This window comes from Arsukibacterium indicum, assembly GCF_019100565.1.
In the GTDB taxonomy this organism is placed as follows: Bacteria; Pseudomonadota; Gammaproteobacteria; order Enterobacterales; family Alteromonadaceae; genus Alishewanella; species Alishewanella indicum.
In genome coordinates, this window is record NZ_JAHRID010000011.1 from 35,427 (window position 1) to 61,401 (window position 25,975).

Annotated in this window: 26 protein-coding genes and 1 riboswitch; of the genes, 15 read left to right on the forward strand and 11 right to left on the reverse strand. The window is 48.6% G+C overall.

What is annotated here, in order from left to right; all coding sequences use genetic code 11:
- From KQY15_RS18175 to dapA, 6 genes are all read right to left on the reverse strand, one after another.
- Positions 1-390: tRNA ligase subunit PheS family protein (locus KQY15_RS18175; protein ID WP_443627117.1), on the reverse strand; the 390-nt coding region annotated here is incomplete at its 3' end.
- 152 nt (positions 391-542) lie between these two features.
- Complete coding sequence (hda, locus tag KQY15_RS18180; RefSeq protein ID WP_217671350.1) at positions 543-1,238, reverse strand: DnaA regulatory inactivator Hda; 696 nt, start codon at positions 1,236-1,238, stop codon at positions 543-545.
- The gene (locus KQY15_RS18185) at positions 1,239-2,348 is read right to left on the reverse strand and encodes a DUF2066 domain-containing protein (RefSeq protein ID WP_217671351.1); all 1,110 of its coding nucleotides are present in this window, start codon (positions 2,346-2,348) and stop codon (positions 1,239-1,241) included.
- Between the two features lie 82 nt (positions 2,349-2,430).
- The gene (gene purC / locus KQY15_RS18190; protein ID WP_217671405.1) at positions 2,431-3,150 is read right to left on the reverse strand and encodes a phosphoribosylaminoimidazolesuccinocarboxamide synthase; all 720 of its coding nucleotides are present in this window, start codon (positions 3,148-3,150) and stop codon (positions 2,431-2,433) included.
- Positions 3,151-3,233: 83 nt separating this feature from the next.
- Complete coding sequence (gene bamC, locus KQY15_RS18195) at positions 3,234-4,298, reverse strand: NlpB/DapX family lipoprotein (protein ID WP_308160271.1); 1,065 nt, start codon at positions 4,296-4,298, stop codon at positions 3,234-3,236.
- Positions 4,299-4,379: 81 nt separating this feature from the next.
- Positions 4,380-5,261, reverse strand: coding sequence for a 4-hydroxy-tetrahydrodipicolinate synthase (gene dapA, locus KQY15_RS18200; protein ID WP_217671407.1), 882 nt, complete (start codon positions 5,259-5,261; stop codon positions 4,380-4,382).
- A gap of 181 nt (positions 5,262-5,442) precedes the next feature.
- Between dapA and KQY15_RS18205 the strand changes: the two genes are divergently transcribed.
- The 4 genes from KQY15_RS18205 (at position 5,443) to KQY15_RS18220 (ending at position 9,748) form a co-directional block, all read left to right on the forward strand.
- Positions 5,443-5,964, forward strand: coding sequence for a glycine cleavage system transcriptional repressor (locus KQY15_RS18205; RefSeq protein WP_217671352.1), 522 nt, complete (start codon positions 5,443-5,445; stop codon positions 5,962-5,964).
- A gap of 47 nt (positions 5,965-6,011) precedes the next feature.
- Positions 6,012-6,482 carry a thioredoxin-dependent thiol peroxidase gene (gene bcp / locus KQY15_RS18210; protein ID WP_217671353.1) on the forward strand — a complete coding sequence of 157 codons (471 nt, stop codon included), beginning with the start codon at positions 6,012-6,014 and terminating at the stop codon, positions 6,480-6,482.
- Positions 6,483-6,588: 106 nt separating this feature from the next.
- Positions 6,589-7,713: a PQQ-dependent sugar dehydrogenase gene (locus KQY15_RS18215; protein WP_217671354.1), complete on the forward strand. Its 1,125-nt coding sequence runs from the start codon at positions 6,589-6,591 to the stop codon at positions 7,711-7,713.
- Positions 7,714-7,726: 13 nt separating this feature from the next.
- Entirely contained in the window at positions 7,727-9,748 is a 2,022-nt protein-coding gene (locus KQY15_RS18220; protein WP_217671355.1) for a TonB-dependent receptor family protein, read from the forward strand.
- Between the two features lie 14 nt (positions 9,749-9,762).
- On the opposite strand, the gene KQY15_RS18225 is transcribed toward KQY15_RS18220, so the two are convergent.
- Positions 9,763-10,854 (reverse strand): AI-2E family transporter, encoded by a 1,092-nt coding sequence (locus KQY15_RS18225; protein WP_217671356.1) that lies wholly within the window; start codon positions 10,852-10,854, stop codon positions 9,763-9,765.
- 246 nt (positions 10,855-11,100) lie between these two features.
- On the opposite strand from KQY15_RS18225, the gene bepA reads away from it, so the two are divergent.
- Genes bepA through KQY15_RS18245 form a run of 4 tightly spaced genes read left to right on the forward strand, consistent with a single transcriptional unit; the run spans position 11,101 to position 13,975 of the window.
- Entirely contained in the window at positions 11,101-12,549 is a 1,449-nt protein-coding gene (gene bepA, locus KQY15_RS18230) for a beta-barrel assembly-enhancing protease (RefSeq protein ID WP_217671357.1), read from the forward strand.
- Positions 12,550-12,591: 42 nt separating this feature from the next.
- Positions 12,592-12,951, forward strand: a complete 360-nt coding sequence (gene arsC / locus KQY15_RS18235) for an arsenate reductase (glutaredoxin) (protein WP_217671358.1) — start codon at positions 12,592-12,594, stop codon at positions 12,949-12,951.
- On the forward strand, positions 12,951-13,538 hold the full coding sequence (wrbA, locus tag KQY15_RS18240; RefSeq protein ID WP_217671359.1) for an NAD(P)H:quinone oxidoreductase: 588 nt from the start codon (positions 12,951-12,953) through the stop codon (positions 13,536-13,538). The genes arsC and wrbA overlap by 1 nt, the downstream gene beginning before the upstream one ends.
- The gene (locus tag KQY15_RS18245) at positions 13,535-13,975 is read left to right on the forward strand and encodes a DUF2069 domain-containing protein (protein WP_254795839.1); all 441 of its coding nucleotides are present in this window, start codon (positions 13,535-13,537) and stop codon (positions 13,973-13,975) included. The genes wrbA and KQY15_RS18245 overlap by 4 nt, the downstream gene beginning before the upstream one ends.
- A gap of 7 nt (positions 13,976-13,982) precedes the next feature.
- Here KQY15_RS18245 and KQY15_RS18250 read toward each other — a convergent pair whose 3' ends face one another.
- Positions 13,983-14,759, reverse strand: a complete 777-nt coding sequence (locus tag KQY15_RS18250; RefSeq protein ID WP_217671360.1) for a substrate-binding periplasmic protein — start codon at positions 14,757-14,759, stop codon at positions 13,983-13,985.
- Between the two features lie 170 nt (positions 14,760-14,929).
- Here KQY15_RS18250 and KQY15_RS18255 point away from each other — a divergent pair, with 170 nt between their 5' ends.
- A complete protein-coding gene (locus KQY15_RS18255) occupies positions 14,930-15,511 on the forward strand; it encodes an LON peptidase substrate-binding domain-containing protein (protein WP_217671361.1) in 582 nt (193 codons plus the stop codon).
- Positions 15,512-15,541: 30 nt separating this feature from the next.
- Here the strand turns inward: KQY15_RS18255 and queE are convergent, their stop codons facing one another.
- On the reverse strand, positions 15,542-16,210 hold the full coding sequence (gene queE / locus KQY15_RS18260; RefSeq protein ID WP_217671362.1) for a 7-carboxy-7-deazaguanine synthase QueE: 669 nt from the start codon (positions 16,208-16,210) through the stop codon (positions 15,542-15,544).
- Positions 16,211-16,306: 96 nt separating this feature from the next.
- On the opposite strand from queE, the gene queC reads away from it, so the two are divergent.
- On the forward strand, positions 16,307-16,963 hold the full coding sequence (gene queC / locus KQY15_RS18265; RefSeq protein ID WP_217671363.1) for a 7-cyano-7-deazaguanine synthase QueC: 657 nt from the start codon (positions 16,307-16,309) through the stop codon (positions 16,961-16,963).
- A gap of 122 nt (positions 16,964-17,085) precedes the next feature.
- A complete protein-coding gene (locus KQY15_RS18270; RefSeq protein ID WP_217671364.1) occupies positions 17,086-18,327 on the forward strand; it encodes a dicarboxylate/amino acid:cation symporter in 1,242 nt (413 codons plus the stop codon).
- Between the two features lie 75 nt (positions 18,328-18,402).
- On the opposite strand, the gene lysC is transcribed toward KQY15_RS18270, so the two are convergent.
- Together lysC and KQY15_RS18280 are read right to left on the reverse strand one after the other, a co-directional pair.
- Positions 18,403-19,752 (reverse strand): lysine-sensitive aspartokinase 3, encoded by a 1,350-nt coding sequence (lysC, locus tag KQY15_RS18275; RefSeq protein ID WP_217671365.1) that lies wholly within the window; start codon positions 19,750-19,752, stop codon positions 18,403-18,405.
- Between the two features lie 93 nt (positions 19,753-19,845).
- Positions 19,846-20,020: riboswitch (Lysine riboswitch) on the reverse strand.
- Between the two features lie 164 nt (positions 20,021-20,184).
- A complete protein-coding gene (locus KQY15_RS18280; RefSeq protein ID WP_217671366.1) occupies positions 20,185-20,457 on the reverse strand; it encodes a DUF3081 family protein in 273 nt (90 codons plus the stop codon).
- A 143-nt stretch (positions 20,458-20,600) separates the two neighbouring features.
- Here KQY15_RS18280 and KQY15_RS18285 point away from each other — a divergent pair, with 143 nt between their 5' ends.
- The 4 genes from KQY15_RS18285 (at position 20,601) to KQY15_RS18300 (ending at position 25,968) form a co-directional block, all read left to right on the forward strand.
- The gene (locus KQY15_RS18285; RefSeq protein ID WP_217671367.1) at positions 20,601-21,197 is read left to right on the forward strand and encodes a hypothetical protein; all 597 of its coding nucleotides are present in this window, start codon (positions 20,601-20,603) and stop codon (positions 21,195-21,197) included.
- 47 nt (positions 21,198-21,244) lie between these two features.
- Positions 21,245-22,942 (forward strand): M28 family metallopeptidase, encoded by a 1,698-nt coding sequence (locus KQY15_RS18290; protein WP_217671368.1) that lies wholly within the window; start codon positions 21,245-21,247, stop codon positions 22,940-22,942.
- A gap of 177 nt (positions 22,943-23,119) precedes the next feature.
- Positions 23,120-25,783, forward strand: a complete 2,664-nt coding sequence (locus KQY15_RS18295) for an intermembrane phospholipid transport YdbH family protein (protein WP_217671369.1) — start codon at positions 23,120-23,122, stop codon at positions 25,781-25,783.
- Positions 25,780-25,968 (forward strand): YnbE family lipoprotein, encoded by a 189-nt coding sequence (locus KQY15_RS18300; protein ID WP_217671370.1) that lies wholly within the window; start codon positions 25,780-25,782, stop codon positions 25,966-25,968. The genes KQY15_RS18295 and KQY15_RS18300 overlap by 4 nt, the downstream gene beginning before the upstream one ends.
- Positions 25,969-25,975 lie beyond the last annotated feature (7 nt).

A 25,975-nucleotide genomic window follows, 5' to 3' on the forward strand; every position in this document is an offset into this window, starting at 1 on the left:
AGGGCCATGTTTAACAGCAAAACCTAATTCGGTGAAAAAACTTTCAATCCGGGCAATCGTGCGGGTAACCGGATGCAATCCGCCATCGTCCAGTTTACGACCAGGCAAAGTAACATCAATCTGCTCCTGTGCCAGCTTTGCTGCCAACTGCGTTTGTTGCAGTTGATCGCGCTTCTGGTTCAACGCATCCTGTACCTGCTGTTTAAGTTCGTTTATTTGCTGGCCGGCAATTTTGCGCTGCTCGGGATCCATCGCACCCAGAGATTTCAGCAGTTCAGTAATACTGCCTTTTTTTCCCATAAAGGTTACGCGAACCTCGTCCAGTGCCGCTATGTCTGGTGCAGCAGCAACAGCTTGCAGTGCATTGTCTAATATCGCAGTCAGATTCATCTTTGTCCTCAAAACAGCCAAGATAGTCAGTCAGATTAAAACCGCTAATGATACACCAAAAAACAAGTTAACACGCAGTAGCTAACAGGCTTTTTTCGGCAAAAATAGTAAGGCCTACAATCAGTAATGGCCTTTGCTGTCAGCAAGCTCAACTATAGGAGGATAGATTTTATAAATGGGATGGTTAATTTGCGCTGATGAATGATAGAGGCTTTATCCAGCTTATCGAGCATGGTAACCAGTGATCGGATGTCACGCTCATATCGGTTCAGTAGAAAACGGGCAACGTCATCGCCCAGTTCCATACCGCGCTGATGGGCTTTTTGTTGCAGTAGTTTTTGCTTGTCGTCGTCGGTCAACAAACGAAGTTGTAATGTTTGACAGGCTTGCAGGCGGGACACCAGATCAGCCAAATTAAAACCCAACTGTGCCGGCGTCTGATTAGCCACAATAATCAACGCTTTGCCCTGTTCAACCATCCTGTTATACAAATCAAATACCGCTACCTGCCAGCTGAGGTCACCGGCAATAGCCTGAATGTTATCAAGGCACACCACATCCAGTTGCTCTAAATCATCAAGCAAACGCGGATTGAGCAACCGGTAATCCTGCAGCGCCAGCAGCTGACTGGTTAATCCCTGCTCCTGCGCAAAAATACAAGACGCATAGAGCAAATGTGACTTGCCACTGCCACTGGCACCAAATACAAACATCGGTGGCTGACTGGCGGGCGTTCGCAAATATCGTTTTACTGCATTGACAATCTCAGTCTGGCCAGCAGCATAAAAACTATCAAGCGTTTCATCTTCAGGTAAAGTAACAGCGAGAGTATATTGCAGTGGTTGCATTTAACGCCTGATATACACATATCTGACATCGGCCGCCGATACCGGCTGCAATTCCACTGCACCTGATGCTCGTTGACTGTCATTGTCAATAACCAGCATTTCAGCACGGCTATCTGCCAACGCCAGGGCTGGCTGCCACTGCAATATATGGGTTAGCTGCGGCAATGCTATCTGCAGATCTACGGCGAAACTCGCCTCATTTTCTGAATATTCACGCAATGTTACGCCTGCGACTCCCAGTACCCGGTTCAGCATGCGCTCAACTGCAACGACATCGGCCAGATTCTGCACGTTTTCAACCGCAAGTTGATAGGTACTAACTTGCTCAGTTAATACCACAGCATGTTCAGCTGCAAGTTCCTGACTTAATCCTTTCGAAAATGCGGTTATCAGGCCGGTCAGGTCGGCAGCAGTAACTTCATTACGAATAATCCGGCTCGGGTTTGAACCGGCGAGCTGGCTCTGGCGCTGCCAGCTTAAGCGCAGCAATTGCTCGTTGCCCTGGCTGACTTCATCAAATACCAGCGTCATAATCATATCAGGCCGGTAACGGGAACTCGCCTGGCTAATTGGTTGCCAGAACCCCGCCCAGACATCTGTTTCGGACAGCTGCATCAAATCATCAATATCGTACAACGGCGTTGTAACCGGGATACCGGCTTCAGCAAGATTTTGCAACAACAACCTGAGCAGCTCATCATCTTGCCGGCGCATAAACACCCGTTCTGATCCTTGCTGTTGAACAATCCACAGCAATATTTCAGGACGATGTGCCCCCCAGATAGCAATACCCTGCTGTTGCAGTACCTGGTTAATTAACCCCGAATCCAATAAAACCCGTAAACGATTAGTGCCGTTCTGACGCACCGACTCAAATTGCTTAACGTACTTTCCGGCGTCTTTCAGCTCACTGGCAATTGCCGGGTACTCAGTCAGATTGGAAACACCGGTTAAACGGCTGATGACCTGGGCCAGGGCATTACTTTGCCATTGGCTCTGGCTTTGTTCTGCGCTTACTTCAGCAACGTATAAATTGTCAACTTCAATAGCGGATACCAGATTGCTTAACAGCATTAGCAATGTTGCCAATATCAGTTTAACGGCTTGCATCTGAACTCCTTTATAATGTTGTCGTCAATTATCATCGTGGTATAACACAACAAAGCCACCTTACGGTGGCTTTGTTCCGGGCTTAAGCTAAATTAACCCCAAGCCGGTTGGCGACTTCTTCATAAGCCTCAACAACACCGCCCAGTCCCTGCCGGAAGCGGTCTTTATCCAGCTTTTTGCGGGTGGCCTTATCCCACAAACGGCAACCATCTGGTGAAAATTCATCACCTAACACTACCTGGCCATTGAACACACCAAATTCCAGTTTGAAATCAACCAGCAGCATTCCTGCATCATCAAACAGTTTCTGCAACACCTCGTTCGCTTTAAACGTTAAACGTTTCATTTCTGCTAACTGTTCAGCCGTCGCCCAGCCAAAAGACTCCGCCAGCGATTCGTTAACCATAGGATCATGTAACGCATCGTTTTTCAGAAATAATTCAAAGGTTGCCGGGCTGAGGGCAATACCCTCTGTCACACCCAGACGACGAACCAGCGAACCGGCTGCATAGTTACGTACCACACACTCAACCGGAATCATCGCCAGCTTTTTTACCAAAACTTCGTCATCGGCCAGTAAAGACTCAACTTGAGTAGGAATACCCGCCTGCTCCAGCTTTTGCATGATAAAGAAGTTAAACTTGTTATTTATCATGCCTTTGCGATCTAACTGTTCAATCCGCTCGCCGTCAAATGCAGAGGTATCATTGCGAAAATGAAGAATAAGCAAGTTTTCATCAGTCGTGTTATAAACTGTTTTAGCCTTACCACGGTACAACTCTGTCGTTTTCTGAACCATTATCCACTCCGATCGCCTGGCGAAAAAATCAGGCGAAAGTATAAAGATCTTTAGGCGCTTGGCAAATGACTTTTTCTGTCTATTGCTTAAAGTTCTACCTTAGCGGCCCGGATCGCAGCAACGAAGGGGTCATAAGCTGCCACAATCACATCGGCGGCCAATGGCTTACCTTCTTTTGTCAGCAGATTTATAACGGTACCCTCAGCTGACCGTTGCAGCACAATCTGATAATCACTATCTGCTATAGGCAGGACCGGCGGCGCTTCACGCCCCATCATCGTTGCCCACATACCCCGGCCAGGCTTACTGTAACTAACATAATAGGTAAATGCAGAGCGGTTTATATCATTAACAGTAAAATTAAGCTGTTCAAATACTGGTTCTAACTGCGACCAGGTAACATCAATTGATTGTGGCGTTATAAACGCCGGTTCACCCGCACTGTTTAAACCGGGTTCCAGATCGACCTCCGGCACCCGATCCCGGTTAGCCACTGCAGTTTCTATTTCGGAAACGGCAACCTGGTTAATTAAACTATTTAGTAATTTAACTTCACTATCACGGGCAGCGGCTTTTGTTAACTGAGCTTGTTTGTCAAAAAAACGGTGCTCTAACAAGCTGACTGACATAATAGCTGTTCTGCCGTGTGGCCGCGGTTCAATGCTGATGGTATAGCGGGCTTCGTCCAGTTGTTGCTCGTCCTGCCACAACCAGAAACCCTCAGAACGATAACGTTTAATCCAGCCTGTTTCAAAATTCAGGTTTGCGTCATCTGTTGCCTTTATCTGAATATCCTGCGCCGAAAAATAATTAGTTAATTGCGTTTGTAAAAATGGAATCAAATCACCGGTCAGATCGTTTCGTTCAAACATGACTCTTGCCAGCTTCTCGCTCTCATCAGTTATCCGGCTGCTTGACGCAGTAGCCAGCACCAACACTGGTGATGTTTCTGCGACATCACCTACAGCCATATCACTTTGTGGAATGTCATATTTACCAGGCTGACGCGGTGTTGCCAGATCGGCTGGAATATCCAGGGTGACTTGCTGACGTTGCACACGGCTGTCTGGTTCGTCCTTAAATACTGAACAACCGGATAGTAAAACGGTTGCCAGTGACAATGTGATACAACTCTTTTTCCAATAATGCACCTGTACTACTCCTGAGAAGGTATTTCTGTTAATAACCGGCTTGGTTCGCCAGATTAAATTGTTCTGATGAACATTCAGACATTACGCCGTAAGGCCAGCCTGCTGTAATGCCTGTTCGATTACCCGATGATGAATTGGTTCCAGTTGGGTCATTGGCAGGCGCAAAAAATCTGACTTTATCAGTTCAAGTCGCTGCAATGCCCACTTTGTTGGAATAGGATTTGATTCAATGAACAACTGATGGTGCAAACCCTGTAGTTTATCATCGAGCAGTTTCGCTTCGTTAAACTGCCCGGTCAGGGCCAGCTGGCATAACTTTGCCATCTGCGCAGGCGCGACGTTAGCAGTGACTGAAATCACCCCGTGCCCGCCGCCCTGCATAAAAGCCAGACTGGTTGCATCATCGCCGCTTAATAGCAGAAAGTCTGTCGGGCAGCGTTGCTGAAGCTCGGTTAAGCGGATTAGTGAACCGGTTGCTTCTTTAATACCGACGATATTATCTATCGTTGCCAGTTCTGCTACCGTTTCCGGTAACAGGTCAACACCGGTTCGGCCCGGAACGTTATATAACAACACTGGTTTACTGGTGGCCGCTGCAACCTGCTGAAAATGCGCCAGCATACCTTTTTGCATCGGTTTATTATAAAACGGGGTTACGGTAAGAAATCCATCAATCGCCAGTTTATCAAGCTCGCGGGTACGGCTAACGCCCTCAGCAGTCGCGTTGCTGCCATTGCCTGCCAGCACCGGGACCTGACCACTTACCTGGTTAACTACCCGGCCAATGATATCAAGTTGTTCAACAAAATTAATAGTTGCTGCTTCAGCCGTAGTACCCATAATAACCAGGCCTGCTGTGCCCTGTTGCAAATGCCAGCTAACCAGTTGTTCCAGGCCTTTATAATCAATATTGCCATCTGGCAGCATAGGGGTAACTAACGCAACAATACTTCCACTGAACATCACAGTTAACGGCTCCACGGTAAAAACAGGCAACGATTATAAGGCGGCCTATGTTAAAGAGTGCGGCAAACAAACACAAGACAGGAAACCGATAATGCCAATAGTTAGCCCAGACTGCATATGTTAAGCTTAGCGGTCTGTTCAGTATCAGCTTTTTCAGAAAATTTTTACCTGGAGTTTTATGTCTCAACAACTCGTCATTACGGCAATTGGTACTGACCGCACTGGTATTGTCAGCAAGCTGGCGCGGCTGGTAACCGATTACAATGCCAATATTATTGACAGCCGGATGGCTGTATTTGGTAATGAGTTTACTTTCATCATGCTTATTCAGGGTGATCAGGCTGCGATAAGTAAAATTGAACATCTGATCCCCGCACTGGGTCTGGAACTTGATCTGACTACCATGACCAAGCGTACAACAGCGCGGCCAAGAACTCAGGTAGCAGCTCACTACGTACTTGATTATTCTGGCCCGGACCGGGTCGGCACTCTCGGCGCGATTACCGGCCTGTTGGCCAGCCAGAATATTTATATTGGCTCGTTACAGTCGGCAACATCGGTTAATGATGATAGCAGCGTCGTTATGCACAGCCAGATGACGCTGGAAATTCCGGATGGTGTGCAGCCTGCGTTAATTGAAAGCCAGGTAATGGCATTGCTGGCAGATTTGGCTCTTAGCGGAACCTTCACAGTCCGCTAGGTTTCCCCCGACGGCACGTTTATTTTCGAAGATTATAAGGAGTTATTATGCAAACATTGACAGCTGGCCAGCAAGCACCAGACTTCACTCTACCTGACCAGCACAATCAGCCTGTCAGTTTGAGCAGCTTACTTAAAGACAACAGAGTGCTGGTGTATTTTTATCCCAAAGCCATGACGCCGGGCTGCACAGTGCAGGCCTGTGGTTTACGGGACAGTCAGCAGCAGTTGGCAGAACACGGTGTTAAAATAGTCGGGATCAGCACCGATGCGCCGGTACGGCTGGCAAAGTTTGCTGAGCGCGACCAGCTTAGCTTCACTCTGCTTGGCGATGAAGATCATCAGGTTGCCAGCCAGTTTGGCGTATGGGGCACTAAAAAGTTTATGGGCAAAGTTTATGATGGCCTGCACAGACTGAGCTTTCTGATAAATCAGGACGGAACTATTGCCCATGTATTTGATAAATTTAAGACAAAAGATCACCACGAAGTAGTTTTAAACTACCTGCAAAGTCATTAGTTAGCAGGCCAACCGGCATTTGTCCTGCTGGCTGGCCATTCTGCCCTGTATTTATGTTAATTGCCGGTACAACGATTAGGATATTCAGAAACTTACAGGAGATGTTATGCATACTTTTACCAGGATATTAGCAGCAAGTGCTGTTTTGCTGACGTTTAGCACTGGCTTGTCTGCCCGGCAAGCCACCGAAATCAAATCAGATAAAGCCACATTACAGCTTGAAATGGTTTCGGACGGGTTAGAACATCCGTGGGGCCTGGCATTTTTAGCTGACGGCAAAATGCTGGTTACGGAACGGGCCGGCCGCATGCGATACGTTAATGCCGACGGCAGCCTGAGCGAGCCAATATCTGGCTTGCCAGACATCACCGTTGCCGGCCAGGGTGGCTTGCTCGACGTTGTGCTGCATCCAAAGTTTACTGACAACAACCAGATTTTTTTCAGTTATAACGAGCCCGGTGCTAATGGCAGCAGCACCGCTGTTGCCAGGGCCACACTTACCGGTGATAGCCTGACTGATTTGCAGGTTATATTCAGTGCCCAACCTAAATTTGAGAGCAGGCATCACTTCGGTGGCCGGTTAGTATTCGCTGATAATGGCGACTTATTTATCACCCTTGGTGATCGTGGTCAGCGCCGCGACGACGCACAAACCCACGATACCCACCATGGCAAAGTTGTGCGGGTAACCACCGACGGCAAGCCCTCAGCAGCAAACCCTTATCTGGAAAAGGACAATGCGCTTGCTGATGTCTGGTCATATGGGCATCGTAATATTCAGGGTGCAGCCCTGCATCCGCAAACTAACCAGCTGTGGACTCATGAACATGGCCCGCAGGGTGGCGATGAAATAAATATAACCCGGGCCGCCCATAATTATGGCTGGCCCGTTATCACCTATGGCGAAGAATACGGCGGCGGTAAAATTGGTAAAACCAGCCAGCAAGGTCTGGAGCAACCACTGCACTACTGGGTACCGTCAATAGCACCAAGTGGCATGACATTCTACACCGGTGAGCTTTTCAAAGCCTGGCAGCAGAACCTGCTGGTAGGTTCTCTTAAGTTCGGTCAACTGGTCCGGCTGGAACTTAGTGGTGAAAAAGTTATTAATGAAGAACGGATAATGATTGGCCAGCGCATCCGCGATGTTCGCCAGGGACCGGACGGCGCTGTTTATTTACTGACAGATCAAAAAAATGGTCAGATTTTACGTTTAACCCCAAAAAAATAACAGGATAAGCCTTTTGTTTCGTTCTAAATCACTCCTTACCGCCAGTTTACTGGCGGTATTTTTTCATGCTGCATCAGCCTATGCTGATGAGCCGGTTGAAATCATTGTTATCAGCGCCACCAACAGCCCTGAAAACTGGCTGCAAAGTCCGGCCAGTATCGATGTAAGCTGGCCAGAACAAGCCGGTTTATTAATTGACAGTGCTCAGTTATTACAGGGTATTGCCGGCCTGCAGGCAGATAGCAGGGCAAATTTTGCTCAGGATACCCGGTTAAGCGTCCGGGGTTTCGGCAGCCGCAGTCCTTTTGGCATCCGCGGCATATACCTGCAGCAGGATGGTATCCCACTGAGCGCACCTGACGGTCAGGGTCAGCTGGCCAGTGTACTACTGGATAATATTGCCAGCGTGGAAGTATTGCGGGGCCCTCTGGCGGTGCTGTACGGTAATGGTGCTGGCGCAGTGATTTCACTGCAGAGCCGCCAGTACACTGAAAATGAACTCACTACTCAGGCAGCGCTGAGCGAACATCACCAGCAGCAGCAACTTAACCTGGCGCTGGTCAACGATCAAAACAGCCTGCAACTGGCCGCGAAACAATTTAAAACCGACGGCTACCGGCCGCACTCAGAGGCTGCTAAAGATCAGCTGCAAATTAACTGGCAGCGGCGTTTAACTGACACCCTTCTCCTGAACTTACGCTATGACTGGGCATATGACCCCTATCTGCAGGATCCGCTTAGTTTAAGCCCGCAGCAGTGGCAGGAAAACCCACGCCAGACCATAGACGCTGCTGAAACCTTTGATACCGAGAAAACCGTCAAACAGCGCCAGACCAGTATCAGTTTGCTTGGTGACGGCGCACAACCGTTTCAGCTCAGCATCTGGCAGGGCGAGCGGGCTATAAATCAGCGGCTGGCATTTCCGGGCTCAGCCATTACATCAGCTGGCGGTGAGATATTACTTAACCGGCAGTATTATGGCCTGAAAAGCCAGTATCAGTTTAGGTTGCACAACAATGTTACGGCCGTTATCGGCGGCAGTGCGGTTAAAACTGACGACCGTCGCTTTGGCTTTATTAATAACTTTGGTCAACGGGGCGACTTAAGACGCGATGAAGACAACACTGCCCGTAATCTTGATGGCTTTATCCGGCTCAACTATCAGCCTACTAAGGCAACCAGTATTCATGGTGGCTGGCGATATACCGATTTGGCCTATCAGATAACAGACTACTTTATCGAGGGTGATAACCCCGATGACAGCGGACAGCGGAATTACTATCAACAGGCTTTTGCGCTGGGGATTAACCACCAGCTAAACCCACAGCTAGCCTGGTTTGCTAGTGCAGGTAAAGGTTTTGAAACCCCTACCCTGGCCGAGCTGGCATACAGCCCGACTGATGGCAGTATTAACTTGCAGCTTGCCGCCAGCACGAATAAACAGTGGGAAACAGGGCTTAAGTGGCAAAGCAGCCAGCATAGAGCCAGCATCAGCCTGTTTAATATTGCAACCAGCAATGAAATTATTGCTCAGACCAGTGACGGCGGCCGTACCAGCTTTGCTAACGCCAGCAACACCGACCGGGTAGGCGCCGAGCTGCAGTGGTATTATCAGCTATCAGCGCAGTGGCGCTCAGAACTCTCTGGCCACATTTTACAGGCAGAGTTTAACGATGATCTCAGGGCCGGTAACCAGTTACCCGGCGTAGCTGCTAATGAACTGCACTGGCAGATTGGTTTTACCCCGCCCCTGACAATACCGCTGCATTTTGCGCTGCATAGCCATTACCGTAGCAAAGTATATACCGATGATGAGAACAGCAATGCCGCGCCGGCTGCTATTCATTTCAGTGCCAGTGTTAACAGTCAGCAGCACTATCAACAGTGGCACTTTAAGCAGTGGCTCAGCCTGAGCAATATTACCGACAAAGACTATGTCGGCGCCGTCGTAGTAAACCAGGCAAATGGCAGATCATTTGAACCTGCTGCCGGTCGCGAACTGGCCGCCGGCATCGCCATCAGTTATCGCTGGTAAGCTTTATTATCTTATCAGGGTTCCACCGAGCCAGACTTTATGGGCTCTGGCTGCGGATGAACCCTGCTCGACCAGGCTTTAATTGTCGCTTTAACCAGCGACGCCAGCGGTATGGCGAAGAAAATGCCCCAAAAACCAAACAGGCCGCCAAAGAAAAGCACAGCAATAATGATAAATACAGGGTTTAAATCAACTACCTCAGAAAATAGTAACGGCACCAGTACATTACCATCTAACGCCTGGATGATTCCGTAGGCCAGCATCAGGTAACCGAACTCTGCGGTCAGACCCCATTGAAACAATGCAACCAGGGCAATAGGCACGGTTGCCAGCGCGGCGCCGATATAAGGCACCAGCACTGAAAAGCCGACACACACAGCCAGTAATAACGCATAGTTCAAGCCAAACAGGGTAAAGACCACAAAACTGACCGCACCAACAATCAGGATCTCCAGGATTTTACCGCGGATATAATTCATTATCTGGCCATTCATCTCATGCCAGACCTGACTGATTAATTTACGTTCTGCAGGCAATAACCCGACAAAGCTGGCACTTAGTGACTCTTTGTCTTTCAGCATAAAAAACACCATCACCGGTACCAGCACCAGATAAATAAGCACGGCCACCACATCAAATATTGATGCCAGCGACAGTGACAGGATCTCCCGGCTGAACGTCATCAACCGCTCATCGGTGGTCTGGATCATCAGGTTAATTTGTTCAGCGCTGACTAGCCCGGGAAACATTGCTGGCAATTCCAGCAGGTAAGTCTTGCCCGCTGCGATCATTGTTGGCAAATCTTTCGCCAGATTTCGACCCTGCGCCCAGGCCGCCGGGATAATAGACATCACAATCAGGGTAATGACGGAGATAAAGGTGACCACTACCACACTGGTGCTTATAGTCCGGCTGAAACCCAACCGGGTAAAGCGGGCAACCGGCCACTCCAGTAAATAAGCAAAAGCGATAGCAACTAATACCGGACCCAGCATGCCACTTAACCAGTAGATGGCCAGAAAACCCAGTAACAGCGTTAAAAATAACGTTACCACCTGAGGGTCTGAAAATTTATTGGTATACCACTTTTTTAACCAGTCCAGCATAACGCCGCTCCAACCCTTTATCTATGACAACAATTAATGGGTCCAGTATAACGAAGTTACAACTTATTTTATCGCTAATTATGTCAGGCAAACGTCAGAGTGTGCTAAATTGACGCTCCTGATGTAAAAACAGTCTGATCAGGCAGAAAGTTTGTGGCAAATACGCCTTTGCTACTGAACTAAAACGGTAAATGACAGACCAATAGTCCAGTTAATCTAACCATCTGACACAACTATCGGGGCAGTATGTCTTTTAAAGCAGCACAGCAGTTTTTCGTCGCTTTTCTGGTCAGTTTCGGTCTGGCAACCGGTTCTGTTCAGGCCCGCTCAGGCTTACCTGATATCGGTGGTAATGCTTTTTCGACGTTAACACCTGAAAAAGAAAAGCAACTGGGCGATGTATTGATGCGCCAGACCCGTGGCAGCTTACCAATGGTTTATGATCCGCTGCTTGACGAGTACCTTAATGATCTGGGTAACCGTTTGGTTGCCCGGGCCAATGACGTTAAATTTCCGTTTAAGTTTTACTGGGTAAACAATAAACATATCAACGCGTTTGCCACACTGGGCGGCAACATTGCCTCGCACACCGGCACCCTGGCAGTATCGGAATCTGAAAGCGAATTCGCGTCCGTAATCTCTCATGAAATTGCTCACGTAACCCAAAGGCACATTGCCCGTTTTGTTGAAGCACAGAACCAACGTGCGCCAATGTCACTGGCTGCAATACTGGGAGCTGTGGTGCTGGCGACGGTTAACCCGGAAGCTGGTATGGCAGCAATGATGGCCACTCAGGGCGCCGCTCAGCAAAGTGCAATTAATTTTACCCGCGGTAATGAGCAGGAAGCAGATCGGATTGGCATGAAAATTTTGGCTGACTCTGGCTTTGACCCCTATGCGGTACCTGAATTCTTTTACAAACTAACCCAACAAAGCCGCTTTGTTAATCAACAACTGGCTTTCTTGCAAACCCACCCGCTGTCGCAGGCAAGGGTCAGTGACACCCGGCTTCGGGCAGAGCAGTTTGAAAGACGCTATGTTCCTGACAGTCAGGATTATATCTTAAGTAAAGCCCGGGTATTAGCCCGTTATCACTTTCCAACCAAAGAAACAGTAGAAATATTTCAACAGCGGTTAAGTCAGCCAGGCGGCAACACCAAGGCCAATCTGTATGGTTTGGCGATAGCAAAACTTGATAATGGCTTGCTGATTGAAGCCCAGAAGATTATTGAAGATTTGCTGCAGCAAGATCCACACAACCTTTACTATGTAGATGTTTATACCGATATTTTACTGGGCCAGAATCAATATAAAAAAGCGCTGGAAATGCTGGAGCAGGAGTACCTGATCCGCCCTAATAATCAGGTTGTCACCCTTAATTATGCCAATGCAGCAGTAAAAGCCGGCAGCTATCGGTTAGCTATTCATCTGCTTCGTAATTTACTGTATTACAAAAACGATAACATTCTTGCCTACGATTTATTATCTGATGCGTATAAGCAACTGGAAGACTTTGCCAAGTATTATGAAGCCAGAGCAGACTTATATTACCAGTTGGCTAATTACCCAAAAGCCATTGATGATTTAAACGAGGCACTAAATCATATTGGTGAAAACTCACGGCTTGAAAACCGGCGGGTCGAAGCAAAAAAACAACAGTTGCAGGCTGAGTTTGACCGGTTAAGAAAAATGTAAACACTGCAGCAATAACTCTGTTCTGAACCAAACGGAAAAATTATGATTACCATTTACCATAACCCTCGTTGCTCTAAAAGCCGCGACGCACTGGCACTTTTACAGCAGCATATCCAGCAACATAATGATCTGGCACTTAACGTTGTTGAGTACCTGAAAACCCCGCCAACCGAAGCCGAACTTACAGCAATATTAGCGAAGTTAAAGATACCAGCCCGCAGTCTGCTTCGTACCGGCGAAACTGACTATACAAGCCTGCAACTTAATCAGCCTGAACTGACGGAACAACAGTTAATTAAAGCGATGAGCCAACATCCTAAACTGATTGAGCGGCCGATTGTCGTTATTGGTGATCGGGCAGCCATTGGCCGGCCGTTAAGTAACGTAAGTGCAATTCTCTGATGGCCGCTCAGGTACTGGTACTCTATTACTCCCGCCATGGCAGTGTGCTTGCGCTGGCTGAAAAAATTGCTATTGGGATAACACAGGCTGGCGCTACCGCTGTTATTCGCAGTATTGCCGGTTTTGACAACAGCCAGCCCGGCCAACATCCTGCTGTCAGTAAACTGGATCTTAGCAATTGTGATGGTCTGGCTTTTGGCAGCCCGGTGCGTTTTGGTAATATGGCGGCAGAAGCCAAAGCCTTCTGGGACAACACCAGTGATAGCTGGCTTAAAGGTGAGTTAATTAACAAAGCCGCTGGCGTTTTCACGTCTTCGAGCAGTATGCATGGCGGCAATGAAGCAAATTTACTCAGTATGATGTTACCGATGCTGCATCATGGCATGGTGCTGATGGGTATACCGTACGCCGAGCCAGAATTACATAATACTCAGAGTGGCGGTACGCCTTATGGCCCTACCCACGTTAGCGGTTTGCAGGGTAATAACAAGTTAACTGTCGATGAGCAGCGCCTGGCCGTGGCCTTTGGCAAACGGCTGGCCCAGCTAAGTATCTCTTTGAAGTCTTCAGGTTTTGATAAACAATGAATAATAATCCTGCTGTGGCAATGGCGCCACGAACAAAATTTTATTTGCAGTTAGCACGGGCCGGTTACTGGGGGTTATGGTTACTTATTCCAGTATGGTTATTATGGCTAGCGCCAGCAAACTACGGCGGCGCCGGTGAAATAACGGGAAATAAATTAATCAGCACCGCCCTGCTTTGGTTACCATTATGGTTGCCGATGTACGGGATCATCAAAGGCAAAGCCTATACCTTTGCCTGGGCAAACTTTATTGTCATGATCTATTTTTTGCATAGCCTGACCAATTTATGGGTCAGTTCAGGTTTATATCAGTTGCTGTCAGGTTTAGAACTGGTACTGGCGACGGTGATGTTTATCGGTTGTACCTATTATGCCCGCCACCGGGGTATTGAGCTTGGCTTGAAAATTCCAAAACTAAAGGATGATCCAAGGCGTTAGGCCCCAATTAGTCTGTTGCTTCGGCAGTTTCACCTTTATAACGGCGAAGCTGCCGGTTAATAAACTTATTGGCTACCAGCATATTTAAGCCCCTTACTAATCTGGCAGCAAGCTGAGGATTATAGCGACTTATGGCACAATACACCGAGGGTGGCGCAGACCAGATTGGATCGGCCGAAAAATTGCCTAATCCACCGTTATTCATAAAAAAATAGTACGACAAATCGACACTCATCACCACATCCAGCCGCCCCTGCTCCAAGCGTTTCAGATTACTCTGCAAAGAATGCGCATCATCCCGGATCACGTCGCCCAAAGAGAACACCTGCTCCAGTTCAGGGTAGGTAAAACCACGGGTTGTGCCAACCCTTTTACCTGCAAGATCTGGCAAGGCTTTTATCGGCGGGCTGTCAGCGCGGCGAATAAATAGCTGCTGGGTAGCAAATAATGGTGGGCTCCAGATATATAAAGAGGGTGTTGCAACCCAATCCGGATTAAGAAAACAGGCAATGTCAGCCTGACCTGACTCCAACCAGCTTTCTATTCGTGCTCTGGGCAAATCCAGATATTGAATATCGAGCTGGCTGACCAGCGCCAGTGCATCCAGAATATCTTTACTCAGCCCCGCACTAAGTGCCCCCGAACTATCGAAAATAGCGTAAGGGGGGGTGTTGCTGTCACTGACCACCGCGCGCAAGGTGTTTCTTTCACTGGCAACAGCAGCGCAGCCAACGATACTAAACAGTAGCAACAGCCTGATCCTCTGCCGCAGGATAAACCGCATTGATACCTCTGAGCATTACAGCCAACAGTGGCCTGTTTATTTAATCTAACATGCTTTGTTAAAATAGCCAGCTACGCCGTGGCCAGAAATTTTAATAAGGCTCCGATCTGATAAGCACTGCAATTCGTAACACTTGTATCAATAACAATTGTTTTGCAGTGAACAGAAGTATGAGTAAACAACTAGCGTTATTTCCACTAAGCAGCTTTATTTTACCTGGTGGTAAAATGCGCTTACGTGTCTTTGAAAAACGTTATATCAGGCTGGTGAAAGAAGCTGGGCTGGGCTCACGCAGTTTTGCAATGGCATTACTCAACCCTTTTGTTACACAGCAACATCGCGACAGGATACTGCCATTAGCAACTGAAGTGGTTATTGAAGATTTTGAGCAGCTGCCTGATGGTTTACTGGGCATTACGGTGCGAGGAGTATGTCGGGTCGAAATTATCAATCGCTGGCAGGAAGAAGATGGTTTAAATGTAGCTCAGGTTACCCCATTGAGCAGCTGGCCGGCAACCCGGCTAAACCAGCGCTACAGTGAGCTTGCCAGCTCTTTGTTACAATTGCTGGCAGAATATCCGCAACTGCAGCAGTTATACCCGGAACCCGAACTTGATAATGCCAGCTGGCTTGCGTCACGCTGGTTAGAATTAATGCCAATGCAACCTGGCTTAAAACAGAAGCTGTCAGCTGAACAAGACCCTCTAACCTGCCTGGAAAGTTTACAGAACTGGCTTGAACACAATACCTGAGCCACTGACTGTCGTTATCTTCAACACCCGCTATTCGATACCCAGATACTTATGCACTTGCACACTTAACCGCCAGTTATGCTTTTTACAATACTCAATAGCCAGTGCAGTTGCTTTTGCTTGCTGACTAATCGGCTGTAGGTAAATAAGCTTCTTGCTGATGTCAGTATCCTCTAATAACGCCAGTAACTGCTCTATATGTTTAGCCATCGCCACCGGGTGCTTTATTTCATCTGCCCTGTCCAGTGCGCCCTGCAAAACCTTATAGCCTCCTTTCATATTAATTTTTGGTGATACGGTAACCCAGCTTTTAGCGGGCACCTGGATTTCAAAGGTACCACTGGTTTCAATCTGGGTTTGATAGCCGGCCTCATGCAAAGTACTGCAAAGCGGATTTAAATCGTACATACAGGGCTCGCCACCGGTTATCACCACATGTTTCGCCTGATAAGCATTTTCCTGAAACAGTGCCAGCAATTGTTCAGCGGTAAGCGCTGCCCACTGCTCAGTTTCAGCTGATTTCGCCATCAGGGTGTCCGTTGCAACCTGCAAATCAGGATTAATTGTCCAGGTATGTTTAGTATCACACCAGGAGCAGCCAACCGGGCAGCCCTGCAGCCGTATAAATACAGCCGGCACCCCGGTAAAGCTGCCCTCACCCTGAATAGTTTCAAATATTTCGTTAACCTTATACAACAAGCCGGGGTTCCTTCAAATGCAAGCAGGTGATCTGACCGCAATGTTCAAGTACAATGCGCGGCCTATTTACCCGCCATTATACAGAGAGAGACAGTGATGAGCCAAAAAGTTGTGGTTATTTATTCCGGTGGTATGGATTCCTTTACCATCCTTCATAAAGCGGTAGCGGCCGGCCACGACGTTTATGCATTGTCTTTCAACTACGGCCAACGGCATGTCAAAGAGCTGATTTGCGCCGCTGAAGTCTGTAAAGAGCTATATATCAACCATAAAATTGTCGATATTTCAGCAATTAACCAATTGATCTCAGGCTCGTCACTGACCAGTGACATCGACGTACCCGAAGGCCACTATGCTGCCGATAATATGAAGTCGACAGTGGTACCTAATCGCAACATGATCCTGTTATCATTAGCGGTGGGTTATGCCGATTCAATTGGCGCCCGGGCCGTATATTACGGCGCGCACTCTGGCGATCACTTTATTTATCCGGATTGCCGGCCCGAATTTGTCCAGAAAATGAATGATGTTTGCCAGATAGCAAACTACCAGCCGGTCGATATCGTCAGCCCTTACCTGTACCAAACCAAAATTGAAATTTTAGCCGACGGCCTCGCCATGGGTCTTGATTACAGCAAAACCTGGACCTGCTACAACGGCCGGGATAAAGCCTGCGGTAAATGCGGGTCCTGTCAGGAGCGTTTAGAAGCCTTCACCCTTAATAATGCGACCGATCCGTTGCCGTACGAATAATCGTTACAACTGATCCAAAACCATTTTATCCAGCATACTGGTTATAACATAGAGTAAAGCGGCCTTGTTGCCGCTTTACGCGTCTTTATAATAATGTAATTTTTCTGACTCAGCGGTGATTTATGATGGCTTTCTGGTTTGCAATTCCTTTTTGGCAACGGGTACTCGGCGCATTGCTGCTGGGGGTTCTGACCGGCGTAGCCCTGGGCGAAACCGCCACGCTATTTAAACCGCTGGGTACGTTATTTATTAATGCCATCCGCATGTTAGTGGTACCACTGGTATTATTTGCCTTGATCACCAGCATTACGTCGCTGGCCGACAATCAGAAAATGGGCCGGCTGGCAGGCAAAACTATCGGCTTATTTCTGCTTACCGCCTTTATTGCCAGTTTAATTGGCCTGACCATAGGTAGCTTAATGAACTGGGGGGATGCATTGCAACTGACTGCTAGTGAAGTGCGTGAACGTACTATTCCACCGGTGGCTGATGTGATCACTAACCTTATTCCGACTAACCCGGTGGCCGCGCTGGTTAATGGCAATGTGCTGCAGATTATTGTGTTTGCCAGCCTGGTTGGTATTGCCATTAATGTGATAGGCGACAAAGCTGAGCCGATGAAAAAAGTAGTGCATAGTGGTGCTGAAATTATGTATCAGATCACCCGGATGGTGATGCAGCTTACCCCGATTGGTGTATTCGGTTTAATGGCCTGGGCAGTGGGTAATTTTGGTCTGGCAACATTGCTGCCGTTAGCCAAGTTTATCGGCGCTATTTATCTGGCATGTTTAATTCATATAGTGCTGGTATATGGCGGCCTGATCAAACTGTTTGGAGGTATCAGTGTACGAACCTTTTTTAAGGCGGTATTGCCTGCACAGCTGGTCGCATACAGCAGCGCCAGCAGTTATGGCACGCTGCCGGTTAGCCATAAGGTTGTTACTGAGGATCTTAACGTTTCAAAAAACTACGCCAGTTTTGTATTGCCATTGGGCGCTACGATTAATATGGACGGTTGCGGCGGTATTTTTCCGGCGATAGCTGCTATTTTTATTGCTCATATTTATGGCATCCCGCTTGATACGCTGGATTATTTGCTGATTGCCGGCACCGCCACTCTGGCATCACTGGGCACGGCCGGTGTACCCGGCACGGCCATGGTCATGCTAACCGTCACCTTAAGTGTGGTGGGGTTACCACTGGAAGGCATTGCCTTTATTGCTGCAGTTGATCGTATTATCGATATGATGCGCACCGCAACCAATGTCACGGGCGATATGATGGTAGCAGTGGTTGTTGGCCGTTCAGAGGGGTTGGTGGGTAACACTGGCGAGCCTGTTACCGCAATGACAACCAGTAACTGATACGACCCAGGCTCCGCTGCCTCAATTATGGTTCTTGCCTCAGCAATGATTATCCAAGCTGAGGCAAGTGCTTGTTTATGCGCTAAATAAGTTTGAATGCAACTGTTTCACCACCGCAGGCGCATCCGCATCCTGTACCAGGAAGCACAGGTTATGTTTTGAAGCACCATGGCAAATCAGCCGCATATTAATCCGCTCCAGGGTTTGGAACAGCTCACCGGTAATGCCTTTGCTACTGTGTAAATGGTTACCAATAACCGCTACCAGGCTTAACCCCTGCTCTACCACCACTTCACAAAACGCCCGCAGCTCCAATAGTGCCGGCTCAACTGCATTGCTAAAGGCGCTGGTCATGCCGCCCTCATCTAAGGTAAGCGCGACGCTGATTTCTGAGGTAGTAACCAAATCGACTGAAATCTGATGGCGGCTTAAAATGTCAAACACCCGGGCTAAAAAGCCGGCAGCATGTAGCATGTCCGGGCTTTTTACTGTGATCAGGGTTTGTGATTTACGCAGAGCAATGGCGCGGTAAGGCGGCCGTTGTTTTACCTCTTTAGCAATCCAGGTACCACCGGCTTCGGGCTCGCGACTAGAGCCGACAAACACGCCAATATTACGCCGCATTGCCGGAATAAGGGTGGCGGGATGCAGCACTTTGGCACCAAAGGTGGCCATTTCAGCCGCTTCATCAAAGCTGATTTCGCCAATACAACGCGCCTGATCGGTTAATCGTGGGTCGGTGGTAAAAATGCCAACCACGTCAGTCCATATTTGGACGGTATCGGCCTGTAAGGCTTCTGCAAGCAAAGCAGCGCTGTAGTCAGAGCCGCCACGGCCGAGGGTAGTGGTTTGCTCATACTCATCCTGGCCGATAAAGCCCTGAGTAACGATCCGCTGCTCACTAAGCAACGGTTTGAGGTGAACCTCTGCCAATTGGGCAATTTGCTTAACCTGGGGCTCAGCCCGGCCAAAGCGGCTGTCGGTGCGCATTACCCGGCGAATATCAAAACAGTGGGCAGCGGCGCCCCGCTCGGCCAGAACCTGGCTGAATAAAGCGGAGCTTAAGCGCTCACCAAATGACTGAATAAGGTCTTTATGCGCACTGCTGTAAACCGCTCCACCGTTTTCAATCAGCGCTTTCAGCTCACCAAGCAACAATTCTATCGCCTGGGCAACTTGCTCAGGTTGTTTTAAGCGGTTAAGTACGGCCAGAGTAATAGCTTCAATACCAGCATAGGCATCATAACGCTCGGTAACACTGGTGGTTTTAGTAATGTCGACCAGCAGGTTGGTCACGCCGGAACTGGCACTGACCACAACGACGCGGATGGCCTGATTAGCCAGAATAATATCGGCACAACGGCCCATGGCATCAAAATCGGCAACGCTGGTACCGCCAAATTTGGCAATAATAAGATTGGACAAGGGTGTCTCTCCTTACAAATAAAATAAGCAGAGCATGGCTTTTGCTAATTGCAGCAAAACGGGAAATAGTACAGACCGTTGCTATCGATAACAAAGGCCAGAAGCTCTCCACCAAACAAACAGGTGACAGTCGGCAGGATTCAGCCTGCCCGACCGAAAGTACACATCACTATATTGTGCACTTTCTCGGCGTTAATCCCCCTGGCCCGTGCTGCGAAGTATAGTCTTCTGTCACGAGTTACCTGGTTAACGCGCCTCTTCTGGTCTATCAGATATGATTGACGGCGGTCACTTTACCTTGTCGACCGCCAGATAGCAATAGCCTTTTAGCCGTCTATCAGCTTAGCGCACGTCTACCGATTTTCCATCGGTTATATTGCGCCGCATCATAACAGCTATAGCTGAATCCTGCCTTAGTAAAGGTAACTTTAATTAACTGTAATGGTTGTTAACATGCTTGATAAGCTCAATAAAAGCATCCATGTCTTTTTCATTCTGGGCGTCACTGTGCCACTTATGATGAAACCCCAGGGTCAGTTGCACTTTTGCAGACTGAAAATATACTTCATACCCATCGAATCCCTGGCTGACTGTCAGGCCATCCAGGGTAAAACCCGCGCCATGGTCGGTATCAACCGGCTTGCCGTGTTTTTCAACCTTAGCGTAAACATTTAAAAGTAATTTACCATCCAGTTCATTTTGCATAGTCAGCCCGTGATTTTTCACTCTGCGTCATTCAAATAGCACAGATTAATGTAAGGTGACTTTTAGCATAGCAGCTAAAAGCTATTGGTTTGATGACTTTACGCAATGCGGGTATAGTACGGTTGTCTTAAAAGGAGAAAAAAATGCAAAAGACGCTCATTGCTACCGCCTTGCTATTCAGCTTTGGCGTCAGCGCCAACATCGTCCAGGATGCGCCGTTAGTTTCTATCGCAACTCATGATGCCTATTTTAATCATTTGAAAGCCCTGTGTGGCAAAGCGTTTGCAGGTAAAGTTGTGGTCGACAACCCGCCTGCTCCCGGTTTTGAGGGTGCGCTGATTATGCACGTCAGAAAATGCACTGACAGTCAGCTGCAAATTCCGTTTCACGTCGCTGACGATCACTCCCGAACCTGGATTATCAGCAAAACCGGCTCCGGCCTTACCCTGAAACACGACCATCGCAACGCCGATGGCAGTCATGATGAGCAAACCATGTATGGCGGCCAGACACTGGATGCCGGTTGGGATACTGCCCAATCTTTTCATGCCGATCAGTATTCAAAAGAACTGTTTACTGCCCGCGGTATTCCACAGTCTAATACTAATATCTGGCAGATGTTTATTTACCCTGAAAAGTTCAGCTACCGGCTTATCCGGGAAGGCCGCGAGTTTCGGGTTGATTTTGACCTGACCCAACCCGTCGCTTTACCGCCAACGCCATGGGGCTATGCTGACTAGTGTTTTACTTATAAAACTAAAAACAACCTTGGAAAACTGGAGCCATTATGAAAACGTCTGTAAAGTTTTCACCACTTTTTATGATCCTGGCAGGTGCACTTACCCTGAGCGCCTGCTCCAAACAACCGGCCACACCGGTCAACGACGGCCAGGCTGAACCTGAGCCAACTGCTGAGCTGGTCGATACCGAGTTTAACCCGCGCCTGGGCGAATATATAAAAACTCTGGCAGCTGATGAGTTTCAGGGCCGGGCACCGGCAACTCAGGGCGAAGAACTGACCGTCGCCTATCTGGAAGAAAATTTTAAACGGATTGGCTTAAAACCCATTGATGGCGACAGCTATAAGCAACCAGTGTCATTGGTTCAGATTGATCCGAAGCAAGTCTCTGATATGAGCTTAACGGGTGAAAACCTGCCTGAAAGGTTTAAATACCGCGATGAAATGATTGCCTGGACAACCCGGGTTACCGAGCAGGTATCGGTTGAAGACAGCGAGATGGTATTTGTGGGCTACGGTATCGTGGCGCCGGAATACAACTGGAATGATTACGAGGGCCTGGATGTAAAAGGTAAAACCGTGGTGATGTTTGTTAACGACCCGGGGTATGCCACTCAGGATCCTGAATTGTTCAATGGCAATGCCATGACCTACTACGGCCGCTGGACCTATAAATTTGAAGAAGCGGCCCGCCAGGGTGCGGCAATGGCACTGATCATTCATGAAACTGCCCCGGCAAGTTATGGCTGGGGTGTTGTAGCCCATGGCTCGCCGATAAAATTCGATCTGGTTAATGAAAACAAAAACATGGACCGGGCAAAAATTGAAGGCTGGCTAACTACAGAGTCTGCTGAAAAACTGTTTGCCAACGCCGGCACTGATTTAGCAACTATGCATAAAAAAGCGCTGGAGCCTGATTTCAGCCCGGTAATGCTCAATGCCAAAGCGTCAGTAACCGTTAACAATAATTTACGTGAACTGACCTCCAGCAATGTGGTGGGCTATATTGAAGGCAGTAAATACCCGGATGAATTTGTATTGTACATGGCCCACTGGGATCATCTGGGCATGGACTTTTCTAACCCCGACAATAAAGTGTTTAACGGTGCCCAGGATAATGCCAGTGGTACAGGCGCAGTTATTGCGCTGGCAGAGCACTTTGCCAAACAACCTCAACCGGAGCGCTCTGTTGCCTTTGTGCTGGTAACGGCAGAAGAACGGGGCTTACTGGGCTCCGCCTGGTATGCTGCTAACCCGGTATTCCCGCTGGAAAAAACCGCCGCCGCCATTAATATGGATGTAATGAACATGTATGGCCCGATGAAAGACATGGTTATTGTTGGTCTGGGTAATACTGATGTTGAGGAAATTCTGGTGAAGTATACCGAGCAGCAAGGTCGTTATGCCGTGCAGGAGCCGAATCCGGAAGCGGGTATTGCCTATCGTTCGGATCACTTTAATCTGTCGAAAAAAGGCGTACCTATCCTGTATGCCAAAGGCGGTAATGATCATTATCAGAAAGGGGCTGAATGGGGCGCAGCGCAACGGGCAGAGTATAATCGTTGTTGCTACCACAAAGTACAGGACGAATGGCGCGCCGATTTCGACCTGCGTGGCGCCCAGCAGGACCTGTTCCTGTACTACCGGGTAGGCAGCGAGCTGGCAAACAGCCGGCAGTGGCCGAACTGGTATGAAGGCAACGAGTTCAGGGCTATTCGCGACGCTTCAGCTGCAGCAAGGCAGTAGTTTGCTGCCAACGGATAGCAAATCAGACCAGGGCAGCCAGCAGGCTGCCTTTTTTTCAACGCGCTTAGTGGCAAACGGCAAGCTTGCTAATTCAGAACTTATTCAGCTAGGCTGAACTACATTAACAATTATTGTTGGCAGTGAATAACTTAGCTGATGGTTGCCGTTGGAAACACTATGAAACGTTTGTTAAAAGCACTGCTGATTTTCGTTATTGGCATACCGGTGTTAGCAGCCGCTGGCTATTGGTATTTACAGCAGCAAATTGCCGCGGCAGGTATAACCGAGCTGCAACTGGATATCAAACGGCTTACCTTACGAAGTGTGTCGCTGGCCAGTGTTAGCTTTGAGTTAGCGCAAAATGGCAGCTTGCATCAGGTAAACCTGCAAAATGTTGAAGTTAACTGGCACTGGCCAACCGCCTTTAATCCCGTTTTACAACGGGTAACTGTTGGCCCTGGCCAGATATCACTCGGCCAACCGGCAGCGACTGCCACTGCGGCTGAAAGCGCTGTGACGCTGCCCACCCGCTGGCAATTGCCAGACTGGCTGCCAAACCATATACAGCTAAACAATACCCGTTTAAGCCTGCCCTGCCCTGCAGGCCAATGTCAGCTGCTGCTGAACGGCTACCTGACTTACGTTACAGATCCGCAGCATTCAATAGCGGACAAAGTGCAGCCTGACAACAGCCATCCGGCATACTGGCAAAGCCAGCTGACTGTCAGCCCGCTCAGTTCACAATTGGTTGCAGCGGGTAGCACAGATGGTGCTGATCCGGCCATTAATAACATCTTAATAGATGCCAGCTATCAGCCAGTTCCAGAGCCGACACTGCAAATCACGCTACAGCAGCAAAACCAGTTTGCACTGAGTATTAAGCAGCATATTGCTCCGGCAAGTATGCAGGCCAATACCGAGGTTGTGTTAGCGCTTTCACCGCCACTGCCTGCTAACCAGACATTGTTACAGCAATGGGGAGTTGCCCTGCCACAAGCCTGGCTGACACAATTTCAGCAACCGGTCCAGCTATACGGTAAATTGCACTGGCAGCTGCCAGCCAACGGTGATCTGACGACCCTGTTCAGCAACCATGACATCGAAGCAACGCTGGTCGCCCGCGTACCCGACCCGTTTTATCTGCCTGCGATCGGCCTGATCCAGGGTGAACTCAATGCTGAGCTACGCCTTAAAAACCAGCTTGTGGAACGTTGGCAATTCAATGCTACCGGCCGGCTGTCTGAGCTGGAACTGCCAGCAACCCTGAGCGAATACAGCCTGACCTTAAGTCCGCTGCAATTTACGGTAAGCGCCAAGACTTCCGAGCCGCTCAATCTGGCCGCCCTGCCTTTGCAGCTGCAACTAAGCAGCGACGGTGCCAACCGGTTAAAACTGGATAGCGAACTTACGGTTGATCTCAGTGCCGGGCCGACGCTCAGGCTTGGCAAGGCAGATTTACAGCTCAATATCGACCGCCTGGAGTTGGCAAATAAGGCTGCAACACTTACCGCACTTGCTTTAAAAACCCGGCTAACAGGCTACTGGCAATCTGAAAGCTGGCAATTTCAACTGACGGATAACAGCACCCTGAGCGGCGGCGTTAGCAGCGACACCCTATCTGTCAGCAACATTAAAGTATTGCTGAAAAACAGTCAGATCAACGGCGATGAAACCGGCCTTACGACTTTTGGCAGCAAGCTGGATTTGAGCGTCAATAGCCTCAGCCTACCGGCACTGCTAAGCCTGAACTGGCAGTGGCAGGGCCTGCTCAGTGGCAGTCCGTCACAAATAACGGTTAAAGACGGCCAGCTTAGTAATGATGCGGGTATCTCACTGGCTCACCAACTGACTTATCAGACAGCAACCGGAGAACTGGCCGGACAATGGCAGTTAGCTGAGGTTTTTCTGCTGGCAGGTAATCCGCTTGCCGGCACCCTGACCGACTGGCCTGAACTGCTGACCCTGAACAGAGGCAAAATAAGTGCCAGTGGTAATATTAAGATGAATAACAACAAGTTTAGCAGCACCAGTCAGTTGCAGCTGGGGGATGCGGGCGGTATTTATGACCGCAGCCTGTTCGCCGGCTTAAATGCGACTGTCGATGTCACGATTAACGAAAACACCTTGCAATTAAACTCAGACAACTTACAGCTTAACCGGTTAAATCATGGTATTGAGATGGGGCCGCTAAATATCAGCGCATCAGCCAGTGTGCCGTTAGCAACACCGGACCAGTTAACCGTTAACCTACGACAGGCTGAGCTACAGTTAATGCAAGGCAAGGTTACTGCCAATCAGCAGCAACTGGATTTCAGCCAGAACACCAACCAGATAGTGGTGCAGCTACAGCAAATTGATTTAGCCAGTTTACTGCAACAACACCCATCCAGCGATTTAACCGGCAATGGTAAACTTTCCGGCACTGTGCCAATTCTTGTTAGTAACAACGGCGTTAGTGTTAACGATGGCCGGATAGCCGCAGAAGCCCCCGGCGGCCGCTTGCAATATCAGTCTGCAAGTGCCAGTGCGATGGCAAAATCTAACAGTAATATGAAACTGGTATTTGACGCACTGCAGGATTTTCACTACAGCGTGCTAAGCAGTGATATCAGCTATGATACCAGTGGCAAATTAGTGCTCGGCTTAAAATTACAGGGCCGAAACCCAAACCTGCAACAAGGCCGGCCGATAAATTTAAATGTTAATCTGGAGGAAGATTTACCAGCGTTGATCACCAGTCTGCAACTGACAAATAAACTGAATGATCTGATAACCCAACGGGTCAGACAATACCTTAAACAACAACAGGCGGCAGCGGCTGCTAACGGAGAAAAACCATGAAACGACTAGCCGGTTTGGTGGCAGTAGCAAGTTTGCTGTTGCTCGCCTGCACCCCAAAGGTTCAGGTAGAGCTACCTAATGAACCGATTAATATTAACCTTAACGTTAAAATTCAGCATGAAATCTATATTAAAGTAGACAAACAGCTTGATGAGTTATTTAGCGAAAACAGTGGCTTATTCTAAGGAGATC

Bases quoted from the DNA above. Each gene is read 5' to 3' on its own strand.
- KQY15_RS18285 (WP_217671367.1), top strand. From the start codon at position 20,601: ATGCAAAAGACGCTCATTGCTACCGCCTTGCTATTCAGCTTTGGCGTC.
- KQY15_RS18295 (WP_217671369.1), top strand. From the start codon at position 23,120: ATGAAACGTTTGTTAAAAGCACTGCTGATTTTCGTTATTGGCATACCG.
- KQY15_RS18245 (WP_254795839.1), top strand. From the start codon at position 13,535: ATGAATAATAATCCTGCTGTGGCAATGGCGCCACGAACAAAATTTTAT.
- KQY15_RS18205 (WP_217671352.1), top strand. From the start codon at position 5,443: ATGTCTCAACAACTCGTCATTACGGCAATTGGTACTGACCGCACTGGT.
- KQY15_RS18215 (WP_217671354.1), top strand. From the start codon at position 6,589: ATGCATACTTTTACCAGGATATTAGCAGCAAGTGCTGTTTTGCTGACG.
- queC (WP_217671363.1), top strand. From the start codon at position 16,307: ATGAGCCAAAAAGTTGTGGTTATTTATTCCGGTGGTATGGATTCCTTT.
- KQY15_RS18280 (WP_217671366.1), bottom strand. From the start codon at position 20,457: ATGCAAAATGAACTGGATGGTAAATTACTTTTAAATGTTTACGCTAAG.
- bcp (WP_217671353.1), top strand. From the start codon at position 6,012: ATGCAAACATTGACAGCTGGCCAGCAAGCACCAGACTTCACTCTACCT.
- KQY15_RS18225 (WP_217671356.1), bottom strand. From the start codon at position 10,854: ATGCTGGACTGGTTAAAAAAGTGGTATACCAATAAATTTTCAGACCCT.
- KQY15_RS18255 (WP_217671361.1), top strand. From the start codon at position 14,930: ATGAGTAAACAACTAGCGTTATTTCCACTAAGCAGCTTTATTTTACCT.
- KQY15_RS18270 (WP_217671364.1), top strand. From the start codon at position 17,086: ATGATGGCTTTCTGGTTTGCAATTCCTTTTTGGCAACGGGTACTCGGC.
- dapA (WP_217671407.1), bottom strand. From the start codon at position 5,261: ATGTTCAGTGGAAGTATTGTTGCGTTAGTTACCCCTATGCTGCCAGAT.
- KQY15_RS18250 (WP_217671360.1), bottom strand. From the start codon at position 14,759: ATGCGGTTTATCCTGCGGCAGAGGATCAGGCTGTTGCTACTGTTTAGT.
- KQY15_RS18300 (WP_217671370.1), top strand. From the start codon at position 25,780: ATGAAACGACTAGCCGGTTTGGTGGCAGTAGCAAGTTTGCTGTTGCTC.
- wrbA (WP_217671359.1), top strand. From the start codon at position 12,951: ATGGCCGCTCAGGTACTGGTACTCTATTACTCCCGCCATGGCAGTGTG.
- hda (WP_217671350.1), bottom strand. From the start codon at position 1,238: ATGCAACCACTGCAATATACTCTCGCTGTTACTTTACCTGAAGATGAA.
- KQY15_RS18290 (WP_217671368.1), top strand. From the start codon at position 21,245: ATGAAAACGTCTGTAAAGTTTTCACCACTTTTTATGATCCTGGCAGGT.
- arsC (WP_217671358.1), top strand. From the start codon at position 12,592: ATGATTACCATTTACCATAACCCTCGTTGCTCTAAAAGCCGCGACGCA.
- bepA (WP_217671357.1), top strand. From the start codon at position 11,101: ATGTCTTTTAAAGCAGCACAGCAGTTTTTCGTCGCTTTTCTGGTCAGT.
- KQY15_RS18185 (WP_217671351.1), bottom strand. From the start codon at position 2,348: ATGCAAGCCGTTAAACTGATATTGGCAACATTGCTAATGCTGTTAAGC.